At 60.4% G+C, this 12497-nt stretch carries 13 protein-coding genes; 6 read left to right on the top strand and 7 right to left on the bottom strand.

From position 1 onward, the window contains the following. Window positions 1-241 precede the first annotated feature (241 nt). The 3 genes from ACM1ZW_RS02685 to ACM1ZW_RS02675 all read right to left on the bottom strand — a co-directional run bounded on the left by ACM1ZW_RS02685 (window position 242) and on the right by ACM1ZW_RS02675 (window position 2025). Window positions 242-838 carry a superoxide dismutase gene (locus ACM1ZW_RS02685; RefSeq protein WP_017340540.1) on the bottom strand — a complete coding sequence of 199 codons (597 nt, stop codon included), beginning with the start codon at window positions 836-838 and terminating at the stop codon, window positions 242-244. 176 nt (window positions 839-1014) lie between these two features. Further along, window positions 1015-1617: a LysE/ArgO family amino acid transporter gene (locus ACM1ZW_RS02680; RefSeq protein WP_017340539.1), complete on the bottom strand. Its 603-nt coding sequence runs from the start codon at window positions 1615-1617 to the stop codon at window positions 1015-1017. Between the two features lie 6 nt (window positions 1618-1623). Next, on the bottom strand, window positions 1624-2025 hold the full coding sequence (locus ACM1ZW_RS02675; protein ID WP_017340538.1) for an ACT domain-containing protein: 402 nt from the start codon (window positions 2023-2025) through the stop codon (window positions 1624-1626). A 95-nt stretch (window positions 2026-2120) separates the two neighbouring features. On the opposite strand from ACM1ZW_RS02675, the gene ACM1ZW_RS02670 reads away from it, so the two are divergent. The 4 genes from ACM1ZW_RS02670 to ACM1ZW_RS02655 all read left to right on the top strand — a co-directional run bounded on the left by ACM1ZW_RS02670 (window position 2121) and on the right by ACM1ZW_RS02655 (window position 6164). Further along, complete coding sequence (locus ACM1ZW_RS02670) at window positions 2121-3014, top strand: LysR family transcriptional regulator ArgP (RefSeq protein WP_017340537.1); 894 nt, start codon at window positions 2121-2123, stop codon at window positions 3012-3014. A gap of 54 nt (window positions 3015-3068) precedes the next feature. After that, window positions 3069-4061, top strand: coding sequence for an NAD-dependent epimerase/dehydratase family protein (locus ACM1ZW_RS02665; RefSeq protein ID WP_017340536.1), 993 nt, complete (start codon window positions 3069-3071; stop codon window positions 4059-4061). Between the two features lie 116 nt (window positions 4062-4177). Continuing rightward, window positions 4178-5056, top strand: a complete 879-nt coding sequence (locus ACM1ZW_RS02660; RefSeq protein WP_017340535.1) for an ATPase — start codon at window positions 4178-4180, stop codon at window positions 5054-5056. Between the two features lie 259 nt (window positions 5057-5315). Beyond that, window positions 5316-6164, top strand: coding sequence for a cache domain-containing protein (locus ACM1ZW_RS02655; protein ID WP_017340534.1), 849 nt, complete (start codon window positions 5316-5318; stop codon window positions 6162-6164). Between the two features lie 133 nt (window positions 6165-6297). On the opposite strand, the gene ACM1ZW_RS02650 is transcribed toward ACM1ZW_RS02655, so the two are convergent. Both ACM1ZW_RS02650 and pobA read right to left on the bottom strand, forming a co-directional pair. Beyond that, a complete protein-coding gene (locus ACM1ZW_RS02650; protein WP_416740126.1) occupies window positions 6298-7815 on the bottom strand; it encodes an MDR family MFS transporter in 1518 nt (505 codons plus the stop codon). Window positions 7816-7894: 79 nt separating this feature from the next. Beyond that, window positions 7895-9079: a 4-hydroxybenzoate 3-monooxygenase gene (pobA, locus tag ACM1ZW_RS02645; protein WP_414877909.1), complete on the bottom strand. Its 1185-nt coding sequence runs from the start codon at window positions 9077-9079 to the stop codon at window positions 7895-7897. A 188-nt stretch (window positions 9080-9267) separates the two neighbouring features. Here pobA and ACM1ZW_RS02640 point away from each other — a divergent pair, with 188 nt between their 5' ends. Continuing rightward, complete coding sequence (locus ACM1ZW_RS02640; protein ID WP_017340531.1) at window positions 9268-10164, top strand: helix-turn-helix domain-containing protein; 897 nt, start codon at window positions 9268-9270, stop codon at window positions 10162-10164. Window positions 10165-10173: 9 nt separating this feature from the next. Here the strand turns inward: ACM1ZW_RS02640 and ACM1ZW_RS02635 are convergent, their stop codons facing one another. Both ACM1ZW_RS02635 and ACM1ZW_RS02630 read right to left on the bottom strand, forming a co-directional pair. After that, complete coding sequence (locus ACM1ZW_RS02635; RefSeq protein WP_017340530.1) at window positions 10174-10350, bottom strand: hypothetical protein; 177 nt, start codon at window positions 10348-10350, stop codon at window positions 10174-10176. A gap of 133 nt (window positions 10351-10483) precedes the next feature. Beyond that, on the bottom strand, window positions 10484-11389 hold the full coding sequence (locus ACM1ZW_RS02630) for a LysR family transcriptional regulator (protein ID WP_416740125.1): 906 nt from the start codon (window positions 11387-11389) through the stop codon (window positions 10484-10486). Window positions 11390-11503: 114 nt separating this feature from the next. Between ACM1ZW_RS02630 and ACM1ZW_RS02625 the strand changes: the two genes are divergently transcribed. Further along, window positions 11504-12388, top strand: coding sequence for an MBL fold metallo-hydrolase (locus ACM1ZW_RS02625; protein WP_416740124.1), 885 nt, complete (start codon window positions 11504-11506; stop codon window positions 12386-12388). The last annotated feature ends 109 nt before the right edge of the window (window positions 12389-12497 follow it).

Below are 12497 nucleotides of genomic sequence, written 5' to 3'. Positions count from 1 at the left end.
GCGGTGGGGCAAGGGGGGGAAGGCTGGTTTCATTGTGGGAAATCGGCCTTTGTGCGGGGACGAGACTGCTTGTGAGGGCGGCCCGATTTTCGCGGGTGTCCTCGGACCTTGTGGGCGCTGGCTTGCCAGCGATGACGACCTGACAGAGGACAGATATTCTTCGGCTGTACTCGAATTCGGCAGGCATTCCAAAACCCAAAAAAAACCCGGCAAAAGCCGGGTTTCTTGACTGGCGTCGATCTTAAGCGGTGAAGGTTTTGCCTTCGAACTGCTCAGCCACGAATTTCCAGTTGACCAGGTTCCAGAACGCTTCTACGTACTTCGGACGCAGGTTGCGGTAGTCGATGTAGTAAGCGTGTTCCCAGACGTCGCAGGTCAGCAGCGGGGTGTCGCCGCTGGTCAGCGGGTTGCCGGCGCCGATGGTGCTGGCCAGGGCCAGGGAGCCGTCAGCCTTTTTCACCAGCCAGCCCCAACCGGAACCGAAGGTACCGATGGAGGTTTTGCTGAATTCTTCTTTGAACTTGTCGAACGAACCGAAGGCTGCGTTGATGGCTTCAGCCAGTGCGCCGGTTGGTTGACCGCCGGCGTTTGGCGCCAGGCAGTTCCAGTAGAAAGTGTGGTTCCAGACCTGAGCGGCGTTGTTGAAGATGCCACCCGAGGAAGACTTGACGATTTCTTCCAGGGTCTTGCCTTCGAACTCGGTGCCTGGCACCAGGTTGTTCAGGTTCACGACGTAGGTGTTGTGGTGCTTGTCGTGGTGGTATTCCAGGGTTTCCTTGGAAATGTGCGGCTGCAGGGCATCGTGTGCGTAGGGCAGCGGCGGCAATTCGAAAGCCATGATGATTCTCCTAATCAGGTCAGTTGCGGTGGTCGCAAGGCCGATCACGGGCGGCCAGACAAGCGCCGGGGAGTTTGTACTCTTTGCGGCGCATCGAACCGGATCATAGCACCGGGGGTGCGGCATAACCACGCAACAACTGTGTGGAATAGAGGTTCCAGAGCCTTTTGGAATAATCAGGAGACGATGATTAATTGAAAGGCTACGGTGAACATCATCACGGCGACCAACAGATCCAGAATCCGCCAGGTGCTCGGCCGAGCCAGCCACGGCGCCAGCCATGCAGCGCCCAGCGCCAACGTGAAGAACCACAGCAACGACGCACTGGCCGCGCCCACGACATAGGCACCAGGCTCGGTCTGTTGTGCGCCAAGGGAGCCAATCAGCAATACGGTATCCAGATAAACGTGCGGGTTGAGCAGGGTGACCGCCAAGGCGCTGAGCAGCACGGCGCGCAGTGAACGTACGGTCTGGTTTTCATTCTGTTGCAAGCTCTGTTTCGAGAAGGCCCGGCGCAACGCGAGGCTGCCGTACCAGATCAGGAACACCGCGCCGCCCCAACGGGCCACCGCCAGCAATGTCGGATTTTGCGCCAGCACGGTGGCCAGACCGAACACGCCGGCAGCCACCAGCAACGCATCGCACGTCACGCAGAGCGCCGCCACCGGCAGGTGATGTTCCCGCCGCAGGCTCTGGGCCAGCACAAACGCGTTCTGAGTGCCGATCGCCATGATCAGCCCCGCGGCCACCAACAGGCCGTTTACATAGCTTTGCCACATAAGGATTTACTCCGCATTCGCTGCCAGATCCCGCAACACGTGCAGGGCGCGTTCGGCATCGGCCTGGCCGACGAATAAATGGTCGTGGAAATAACCGGCGATCACGTTGCAGCTGATGCCGGCCTGGCCCAATGCCGTGGCGAAGGCGGCTGTCAGGCCGACGGCTTCCAGCGCGGAGTGCACGTTCAGGGTGATCCAGGCGGCAACGTAGTCGAAGCTGAAACCGGCCTTCTCGGCCTGGGAGCGTTCCAGAATCACCGTCAGGCCTTCCTGCTCGCGAAAACTGCCGATGATCTCAAGACCCGGCGGCAAATGGCCGTCGCGCAACGTGCAGAACACATACTCGCCCGCGTTGAGTTGCGGGCTCATGCTGCGCAAAAGCGTTGCCAATGAAGTTTCGCCAGCCATGTCGGTGTTCCTTGCTCAGAGTTCTTGCTGGCCATTCTCCGTCCACAAGCGGTATAAGAAAAACCAATCATGCTGATCGCTCATTAGGAAAACTGATGTTCGACTATAAATTGCTTTCCGCGTTGGCCGCCGTGATCGAGCAGGCCGGTTTTGAACGCGCCGCCCAGGTGCTCGGCTTGTCGCAATCGGCGATCTCCCAGCGCATCAAACTGCTGGAAGCGCGGGTCGGCCAACCGGTGCTGGTGCGGATGACACCGCCGGCGCCGACTGAAATCGGTCGGCGTTTGCTCAACCATGTGCAGCAGGTGCGCCTCCTGGAGCGGGACCTGCAAACCCTGGTTCCGGCGCTGGATGAAGAAGGCCTGCCGGAACGTCTGCGCATCGCCCTGAACGCCGACAGCCTCGCCACGTGGTGGGCCGAAGCGGTCGGAGATTTTTGCGCCGAACAACACCTGTTGCTGGATCTGGTGGTCGAAGACCAGACCGTCGGCCTCAAGCGCATGCGCGCAGGCGAAGTGGCGGCGTGTGTCTGTGCCAGCGAACGTCCGGTCGCCGGGGCGCGCAGCGTTCTGTTGGGCGCCATGCGTTATCGCGCATTGGCCAGCCCGGCCTTCATCGCCCGGCATTTTCCGCAAGGCGTTCGCGCCGATCAGTTGTCGAAAACGCCGGCGCTGGTCTTTGGCCCGGACGATTTCCTGCAGCATCGCTACCTCGCGTCCCTCGGCGTAGATGGCGGTTTCGAACACCATTTGTGCCCGTCGTCCGAAGGCTTCATTCGCCTGACCGAAGCCGGCCTGGGGTGGGGGCTGGTGCCTGAATTGCAGGTGCGCGATCAGCTGGAACGCGGGGTTTTGCGCGAGCTTTTGCCAGATAAGCCCATCGATGTGCCGCTGTACTGGCATCATTGGCGCAATGGCGGTCAGTTGCTGGGGTTGCTGACCGATCAATTGGTGCGCTCGTCGAAGCAATGGCTGGTGCCGTTGGACTGACCGGCAGCGTCAAGACCTCACGCACTACGCAAAACGAAATATTCGGAGCACTACATGAAGATTCTGGTCACCGGCGCAAGCGGCTTCATCGGCGGACGCTTTGCGCGTTTCGCCCTGGAGCAGGGCCTGGACGTGCGGGTCAACGGTCGCCGGGCCGAAAGCGTCGAACACCTGGTGCGCCGAGGCGCCGAGTTCGTGCAGGGTGACTTGAGCGACCCGGAACTGGCGCGCAACCTGTGTTCCGACGTCGAAGCCGTGGTGCATTGCGCCGGCGCTGTAGGCGTGTGGGGACGTTATCAGGACTTTCATCTGGGCAACGTGCAGGTCACCGAAAACATCGTCGAAGCCTGCCTGAAACAGCGTGTCCGGAGGCTGGTGCACTTGTCCTCGCCGTCGATCTACTTCGATGGCCGCGATCACCTCGGGTTGACCGAAGAGCAGGTCCCCAAGCGCTTCAAACATCCCTACGCCGCGACCAAATACCTGGCCGAGCAGAAGGTCTTCGGTGCCCAGGAATTCGGCCTCGAAACCCTGGCCCTGCGTCCGCGCTTCGTGACCGGTGCGGGCGACATGAGCATCTTCCCGCGTCTGCTGACGATGCAACGCAAGGGGCGGCTGGCCATTGTCGGCAACGGTTTGAACAAAGTCGATTTCACCAGCGTACAAAACCTCAACGAGGCGTTGCTCAGCAGTTTGCTGGCCGGCGGATCGGCGTTGGGCAAGGCCTACAACATCAGCAACGGAACGCCGATCCCGTTGTGGGACGTGGTCAATTACGTCATGCGCAAGATGGATGTCCCACAGGTGACCCGCTACCGTTCCTACGGCCTGGCCTACACCGTGGCGGCGCTCAACGAGGGCATGTGCAAGCTCTGGCCGGGTCGTCCCGAGCCAACCCTGTCGCGCCTGGGCATGCAGGTGATGAACAAAAATTTCACCTTGGACATCAGCCGCGCGCGGCATTATCTGGACTACGATCCGAAGGTCAGTCTCTGGACCGCCCTCGATGAATTCTGCGGCTGGTGGAAGGCTCAGGACATTCGCTGACACACAGGCAGTCCCGATACTGAACCGAGTCCGGGAATCAAGGGTCAATCGATGCGGCTGACGGGTTTATACTTCGCCCCATCAAGCCATCACCGCGTTCCACAAAGGTTGACTCAATGTCCATGCGTAACGATGCCAACGACGACTTCGACGATGTACCGAGCCTGCGTGCCGACAGCCTCGACGACGATGATTTTGTGCCCTCCGCCCGCACCGCCGTGCATTCGCGCACCCCGCCGGTGGTCAAGGTCAAGGCTGCCAGCACCGGCCCGTTGTGGGCACTGGTCGGCGCCTTGTTTTTTGCCTTCGCCGGCCTTGCCTGGTGGAGCTTCCAGCAGATCTCGCTGATGGAACAGCAACTGGTGGCGACCCAGGAAAGTTTCGCGCGCATCAGTGAGGATGCGGCGGGGCGCTTGCAGGACATTTCCGGCAAGGTCGTCGCCAGCCAGACCAACGTCACCAGCGACAGCGAAGCACTGAAACTGCAGATCAAGCAGCTGGAAAGCAAACTCCAGGATCAGAGCAAGCAGCAGCAGGGCGTTGTCGGCCAGACTTCCGACCTGGACAAGCGCCTGGCGCAAATGACCGCGCAAACCGCCGATCTGGACAAGCGCCTGGCGCAAGCCACCGCCCAGAACACCGAGCACCAGACCGCCAACACGCAATTGCAGGCCCAGGTCAAAGCCCTGAGCGGTGAACTGGCCGCCCTGAAAAGCGCGCCGGCGGACACTGACAAATTCGACGCTCAGCTGAAAAGCCTCGGTGCCGACATCGTTGCGCTGAAAAAACAAGGCAACCCGAGCGCCGCCATTGAACGTCTGGAACAAGACATGATTGTGCTCAAAAGCGAACAGGACAACCGCCCGGCCGCCGGGCCTGCCTCGTCCAGCACGGCCGAGTTCGACGCTTTCCGTGCTTCTGTCACCCGCAACATCAACACCCTGCAGGCGCAGATCCAGAATTTGCAGCAGCAGTTGCGTGCCCGAGCGCAATAACCCTGCACGCGAATACTTGTGGCGAGGGGGCTTGCTCCCGCTGGGGGCGAAGCCGCCCCAAAGCATCCACCGCGGATTTTCAGATAATCCGCGGTGCCTGATTTGCGTCTGCTGCGCCCGGACGCGGATCGGCCGGCGGGAGCGAGCTCCCTCGCCACAAAAACCTCAGCTCCCCACCCTCACACCGTTCCCTGAATGTTCGTACATATCCCCAAGCCGTCTACGCTCTTGAAACATCGACAAGAATGAGGAATGCGCAATGGGGTTTTTGCACAGGTTGGCCCTGCTGGGCGGGATGCTGTTGCTGTGTCTGGGGCAGGCTCAAGCTGCCGGGACCGAGAAGGATGACAGCCAGGCCGCCATCGCCTTGCTGGAAAAAGCCCTGGCCTACTACCACGACAACGGTGACAAGGCGTTCGCGGCCTTCAGCCGCCAGGGCGAGTTTGTCGACAAGGACCGCTACGTGTTCGTCGTCGATACCAAAGGTGTGATGCTCGCCAGTGGCGGGCCGTCTTCGGCGTTGATCGGGCGCGATGTGTCTGAGGTGCTCGGCCCGGATGTGCAGAAAGCCTTCAAGGACGCGTTGAAAGTGCCGGAGGGCAATGGCATCCAGCAGGCGGAATATCGCTGGCAGAACTGGTCAGACGGCAAGGTCGAACGCAAGCATGTGTTCTACCAACGGATCGGCCAGCGCATTCTGGCAGTGGGTTATTACCTGCCACGGGCGTCGGCGGAGCAGGCGATGGCGCTGCTGAACAAAGCGGCAACCGACCTGGCCAGGGACGAGAAGGGCACGCTCACCGCCATCAACTCACTCAAGGGTGGTTATTTGCAGGATGACCTGTATGTGTTCGTCGTCGACCTGGACACCCAGCGCTATGTCGCGCACGGCACCAACCTGCGGCTGATCAATACCGATTTCGGCAAGATCAAGGACCCTGAAGGCAAGCCGGTGGGCGAGCCGATCCTGGGGTTGATGGCTGAACAGGATTATGGCGAATACGAATATCGGTGGAAAAACCCGGTGACCGGCAAGATCGAGAACAAGCATGCGTACCTGAAAAAGGTCGGGCATTTTCTGGTGGCGGTCGGGTATTACAGCCCTTGATGGTGGTGACTGACAGACCGCAATCGCGAGCAGGCTCGCTCCCACAGTAGATCTCCAGTGATCACAGAATTGTGTGCGACAGAGATCAAGTGTGGGAGCGAGCCTGCTCGCGATTGCAGGCGACTCGGTCTATCTATCGAGCCTTGTCTTCGCGCCCCCGCAACACCCGGTTCGGCATGGCAATCGCCGCCGCCAACCCCAGCAACGACACCGCTGCACTGACCATCAGCAAATGCCGGAAGGTCAGCAACAGCTCAGCGCGCAAGGCGTCCTGCGCATCCCCCGGCGCTGCGTTCAGGCCGTCCAGCAAGACGTTCCCCGAACGGCCCTCGGCAATCAGTGTCGAGCCAGCCAGGTGTGCGAAACTCGAGTCTTGCAGCAACGCCAGCAACAGCGCCGACATCAACGCCACCCCCACCGCACCGCCCAGGGAACGGAACAGGTTGGTGGTGCTGGTCGCGACGCCGATGTCCCGTTGCTCCACTGAATTCTGTGTCCCGACCAGTGAGGTCGGGAACTGCATGCCAGAGGCGATACCGCTGAGCACCATGAACAAGCTGCTGAGCACCACCGCCTGGGGCGGACTGAACGCCATGCCGAGAATCGACATTGGCATCAGGATCGCACCGGTGAGGATCATCGGTTTGTAGCGCCCGGTCACCGAGGTCCGCCGCCCGGCGAAATACGCACCGATCGGCAATCCCATGGCCAAGGGCAACAGGTGCAGCGCGGCACTGTCAGCCCCGGCACCCGTCACGCTCTGGAAGCGCAACGGCATCAGCACGATCAGCGAGATCGCCTGGAAACTGGTAAAGAAAATTGTGCACCAGCACAGGATCGCATTGCGGTTGGCGAACAGGTGCATGGGCAGCAACGGCTCCTGCGCACGGCGCTCATGCCGGACGAACAAGGCCAGGACCACCACCGCACAACCCAGCAAGCCCAACACTTCGGCGCTGCGCCACGAATGCCCCTGGCCGAACTGGGTGATACCGAGCAACAAGGCCGTCAGGCCGATGATCATTAACAGCGTGCCAAGGTAATCGATGATCGGCTTTCGCTGTGGTACGGGCAGCCCCACCAGCGTGCGATTGGCCACCAGCCACGCCCCCAGGCCCAGTGGCAGATTAATCAGGAACACCCAGCGCCACGACAGGTATTCGGTCATGTAACCGCCGAGCACCGGACCGGCCACGCTGGCCACCGCGTACATGCTGCTGAAGTAACCTTGATAGCGACCCCGTTCGCGAGGCGGCACGATATCGCCGATGATTGCCTGGCTGACCGAAATCATCCCGCCGGCACCGATGCCCTGAACAATCCGCGCCAGTACCAGTTGCTCCATGCTCTGGGCCATGCCGCAGAACAACGAAGCCATCGTGAACAGCCCCATGCCGAACAGCATCAACGTGCGCCGACCGTACAGGTCGCCGAGTTTTCCGTAGATCGGCACCGCCACGGTCATCGCCACCATGTAGCCGGAAATCACCCAGGCCAGCAGGCTGACATCCTTGAACTGCGCGGAAATAGCCGGCATCGATACGGCGACAATGGTCTGGTCCAGTGCGCCGAGAAAAATCGCCAGCATCAGGGCGATCAGCACGCTGCGAATGGCCGGTTTGGGCGTGTCAGGCTGGTTGAGATTGGTCACGGGAGAACCTGCGGGCAGTGAGGGTCCCGCAAGAGGCATGGGCGAGCGGGGATGCTCGCCAGTGTAAGTCGATAGGAGGCTATTCGATAGCCTCGTACGGAAGTCCGACGTAATTTTCTGCAATGGTTTTTCGACCCGCCTCAGAACTGACGAAGTAGTCCAGCTCCGACTCACTGATGCGCTGGCTGAACCCGTCGTGATCGTCAAAGCGATGCAACATCGAGGTCATCCACCAGGAAAACCGCTCGGCTTTCCAGACCCGGCGCAGGCAAACCTCAGAGTACTTCTCCAGCAAGTCGACCCGGCCTTCGCGGTAAACCTTCAGCAGAATATTGAACAACGTACTGACGTCGCTCGCCGCCAGGTTCAGGCCTTTGGCGCCGGTGGGCGGCACGATGTGCGCGGCGTCGCCGACCAGAAACATCCGCCCGTACTGCATCGGTTCGACCACGAAACTGCGCAGCGGCGCGATGCTTTTTTCGATGGACGGCCCGGTCACCAAAGACTCTGCCAACGCAGCAGGCAGCCGGGACTTGAGCTCATCCCAGAAACGCTGATCGGACCAATTCTCGACGTGTTCGTCGGCAGGAACCTGAAGGTAATACCGGGTACGCGTCGCCGAGCGCATGCTGCACAGGGCAAAGCCGCGTTCGTGACGGGCGTAGACCAACTCATCGTGGACGGGGGGGGTGTCAGCGAGAATCCCAAGCCAGCCGAATGGATAAACCCGTTCGAACACCTTCAAATTCTCGGCGGGAATCGATTGCCGCGCCACGCCATGGAAGCCGTCGCAACCGGCGATGTAGTCGCAATCGAGCCGCCAGGTTTCGCCATCCTTTTCGAACGTCACGAAGGCTTCATCGGTTTTCATGCCGTGGGGTACGACGTTGCCGGCTTCGTAAATCGTCTGCGCGCCGGCCTCCCGACGAGCGGCCATCAAGTCACGGGTGACCTCGGTCTGCCCGTAGATCATCACGGTTTTTCCCCCGGTCAGGGCCTGCAGATCAATGTGCACCCGACGCCCGTCGAGGGCCAGTTCGAAGCCGCCGTGAACCAGCCCTTCGGCGTCCATGCGCTGGCCGACGCCGGCCTGACGCAGCAGCTCTGCCATGCCTTGTTCGAGAACACCGGCGCGGATTCGCCCGAGCACATAGTCCGGGGTCTGGCGTTCGAGGATGAGGGTGTCGATACCGGCGTTGTGCAGCAATTGGCCGAGCAGCAATCCGGACGGGCCGGCACCGATGATGGCGATTTGGGTTTTCAGCGTTTTCATTGTTTTTATGACTCGCAAGCTCCACGCGACCAGAGTCGGTGAATTATTTTTATGGATCGAGTGCTTGCATTTTTCACTTGCGGGTCTGTCAATTGAAGGTGAAAACTGAGCCGATAGCTGTACATTCTGCCAATCGGTGCGATTATCGCCCACCACCTTCCGAGGCCTGGATTGAAGTTATGAACAAGCCTGACCTGCCTTCGATACCGGTGTTCAAGCTCTATGGTGAAAGCCTGGAATGGCCGACCCCGGACTTGTTGCACTGCGAAACCATCTCCAAACGCAGCCGCGAACATCAGTGGGAAATCAAACCCCATCGCCACGCCGATCTGTGCCAGTTGCTCTTCGTGTTCAAAGGTCAGGCAGAGCTTGAAATCGAAGGCAAACGCACGCAGCTGAGCGAACCGGCGATCCTGGTTCTGCCGCCGTTATCGGTGCACGGTTATCGTTTTTCCGAGGATGTCGAAGGGTTTGTCGTGACCCTGGCCGCGCCGCTGGTCGCTCATCTCCAGGCGCAACTGGGCAACTCGGTGAATGCCCTGGCCCAGGCCGAAAGTTATCCGGCCGGCAATGACGGTGAGTACCTCAACAGTCTGTTTTCTGCATTGCAGAACGAGTACACCGGCCATCAACCGGCCCGGGAAATGCTCATGCATTCGCTGGTCAGCGTGATCATGGTGTGGGTCAGCCGTCAGGCGCTTCAACGTCGCTCCGCCAGTCAACGTCCGCAGCGTGCGCGGGAATACCTCAACGGGTTCATCCAGCTGGTGGAAGAGACGTATCGCCAACACGTCAAGGTAGAGGACCTGGCGCATCGGCTGGGAATTTCCGTGTCGCACCTCAACGGCACCTGCCGTGAGTTGGCAGGACAACCGGCGTTGCAGATCATGCACGAGCGGCAATTGCTGGAGGCCAAGCGTTTGCTGACCTACACCAGCATGACCATTTACGAAATGTCCGACGTGTTGGGGTTTTCCGATCCGACCAACTTCACGCGCCTGTTCCGGCGCCGGGTGGGGATCTCGCCCAAGGCTTTTCGCGACCGCTTGAAGGCCGATCAGGACAACGAGGCCTGATCCGCTTCGTTATCGAAGGGCGTTGAGGGTCGCGTTGTGGGGGATGCAACGCTCGAAGTTACAGCTCGCGTATTCACGGGGCAGTTGTCGCAACTGCTCGACGCGCCAGGCCGCCGTGCCATACAGCGCCAGCGTGGCCGCGCAGGTGATGAAAATCGCGAGGTATCTTCTTGTTTTGATGTTCATGGCGTTGACCTCTGAACGAATACCCTTCGGTACTTATTTCAGCATAGGTCAGCGGCAGTGAGTTGCCAGTCACGCGTTCTGCGCATGTAGGCCGACATTCAGAACACTGATGTTCCCCGTGGGAGCGGGCCTCTTAAAGTCCGATATCCCAGGCTGGGTCTTCGGGGAATCTGAGCACCAGAAAATCCAGCACGCTGCGCAGTGCCGCCGGCATGTGTTTGCGTGAGGCGTACACCGCGTAGATATTCATCTGGCGTGGTTCGGCCTGGGGCAACAGGCGGATCAGTTCACCACGGTGGATATGCACACCGGCCTGATAAGTCGGCAACATCGCCACCCCGGCGCCGGCCATCGTCGCGCGCAGCAACGTACTGGCTTCATTGGCGCTGATGTTGCCCTGCACCGGTACCGAGACCTGTTCTCCATCCTGTTCGAAATGCCACAGGCTTTTACCGAAATAGGAGTGCGTCAGGCAGTTGTGCAGGCTCAGGTCTTCGACCTGCGTCGGTGCCGGATGCTCGTCCAGGTAAGCGGGGGCGGCGCAGATCACCGAGCGGCAGACCGTCAGCCGCCGCGCAATGAGGTTCGGGTCCAGGTCATTGCTGGTGCGAATCGCCAGGTCGATGCGCTCATCCACCAGGTTTACCGTGCGGTCGAGCATCTGCAGGTCGATGCTGACGCCGGGGTAACGCTTGACGTACGCCGCCATGGCATCGGCCAGTTGTGCCTGGCCGAACGAAGTGCTGACGCTGATCCGCAGCAGGCCGCGCGGTGCATCGTCCGGCTCGCTGACGGCAGCCTGCATGTCCGAAGACAAGTCGAGCATCTGCCGACACCGTGGCAGGATCTCGCTGCCGGCGGCTGTCAGGCTCAACTTGCGTGTGGTGCGGTGCATCAGGCGCGCGCCGACCCAGTCTTCCAGTTCTGCCAGATACCGCGAAACCACCGGCCGTGAGAGCTCCAGATGATCGGCGGCGGCCGACTGGCTACCGAGGTCGACCACCGTGACGAACACCCGCATTGCTTGTAGACGATCCATGATTTGCCCGATTTCAGAAACAAACTATGTTCCAGCATCGCATTTTTTGTACTGAGTCGTGCAACTAAGCTCTGATCCATCGCCAAGCACGGCACTCGGACAACGGAGCAACAGATGATCGGTTTCACTTCCATCAAGCGTATTTTGCTGGCCACGGCCACCCTTGGCTTCGCGGCTCACGCGGCGGCATCGACGTTGACACTGGATGTGTACAACCCGGGCGACAAGGCGATCTTCCCGGTGACCTCGGTTCTGGTCAGTGGCGAGAAAGACGCGATCCTGGTGGACGCGCAATTCGGCAAATCCCAGGCCGAGCAAGTGGTTGAAAGAATCCGCGCCAGTGGCAAGCAACTGACCACCATTTACATCAGCCACGGTGACCCGGATTACTACTTCGGCCTCGACACCCTGACCGCTGCGTTCCCCCACGCCAAGGTGCTCGCTTCGCAAGCGACAGTGGATCACATCAAGAAAACCGTCGACGGCAAACTGGCGTTCTGGGGCCCGAAAATGGGCGCCGATGTACCGGCCAGAACCATCGTGCCGGGCGTGCTTGAGGGCGACAGCCTGATACTCGAAGGGCAGAAGTTGCAGGTGGTGGGGCTGGAGGGCAAGCAACCGGATCGCACCTTTGTGTGGATCCCGTCGATCAAGGCGGTGGTCGGGGGCGTGGTGGTCGCGGAAAACATTCACGTGTGGATGGCCGACACCCAAACCGCACAATCCCACACCGACTGGCTGGCTACGCTGCACAGCATTGAAACCCTGAAACCGAATACTCTCGTGCCGGGTCATTACCTCGGCAAGAGCGCGCGCTCCCTGGCCGCTGTGCAATTCACTGCGGACTACATCAAGGCCTTCGACGAAGAAACCGCCAAGGCCAAAGACGCTGCGGCGTTGATTGCTGCGATGAAAAAACGCTTCCCGACCCTCGGCGAAGAAAGCTCACTGGAGCTGAGCGCCAAGGTCGCCAAGGGCGAGATGAAGTGGGGTGAGTGAATTTATGTGATGAACACGCACACCTGTGGCGAGGGGATTTATCCCCGTTGGACTGCGCAGCAGTCCCAAGCTTTGACGACTGCTTTGCAGCCGAACGGGGATAAATCCC

This window comes from Pseudomonas sp. NFX71 (assembly GCF_048079215.1).
GTDB lineage: Bacteria > Pseudomonadota > Gammaproteobacteria > Pseudomonadales > Pseudomonadaceae > Aquipseudomonas > Aquipseudomonas fluorescens_B.
This window is presented reverse-complemented; position numbering and strand designations above follow the sequence as displayed.

Coding starts and splice junctions, on each gene's coding strand:
- ACM1ZW_RS02685 (WP_017340540.1), bottom strand. CDS start 838: ATGGCTTTCGAATTGCCGCCGCTGCCCTACGCACACGATGCCCTGCAG.
- ACM1ZW_RS02680 (WP_017340539.1), bottom strand. CDS start 1,617: ATGTGGCAAAGCTATGTAAACGGCCTGTTGGTGGCCGCGGGGCTGATC.
- ACM1ZW_RS02675 (WP_017340538.1), bottom strand. CDS start 2,025: ATGGCTGGCGAAACTTCATTGGCAACGCTTTTGCGCAGCATGAGCCCG.
- ACM1ZW_RS02670 (WP_017340537.1), top strand. CDS start 2,121: ATGTTCGACTATAAATTGCTTTCCGCGTTGGCCGCCGTGATCGAGCAG.
- ACM1ZW_RS02665 (WP_017340536.1), top strand. CDS start 3,069: ATGAAGATTCTGGTCACCGGCGCAAGCGGCTTCATCGGCGGACGCTTT.
- ACM1ZW_RS02660 (WP_017340535.1), top strand. CDS start 4,178: ATGTCCATGCGTAACGATGCCAACGACGACTTCGACGATGTACCGAGC.
- ACM1ZW_RS02655 (WP_017340534.1), top strand. CDS start 5,316: ATGGGGTTTTTGCACAGGTTGGCCCTGCTGGGCGGGATGCTGTTGCTG.
- ACM1ZW_RS02640 (WP_017340531.1), top strand. CDS start 9,268: ATGAACAAGCCTGACCTGCCTTCGATACCGGTGTTCAAGCTCTATGGT.
- ACM1ZW_RS02635 (WP_017340530.1), bottom strand. CDS start 10,350: ATGAACATCAAAACAAGAAGATACCTCGCGATTTTCATCACCTGCGCG.
- ACM1ZW_RS02630 (WP_416740125.1), bottom strand. CDS start 11,389: ATGGATCGTCTACAAGCAATGCGGGTGTTCGTCACGGTGGTCGACCTC.
- ACM1ZW_RS02625 (WP_416740124.1), top strand. CDS start 11,504: ATGATCGGTTTCACTTCCATCAAGCGTATTTTGCTGGCCACGGCCACC.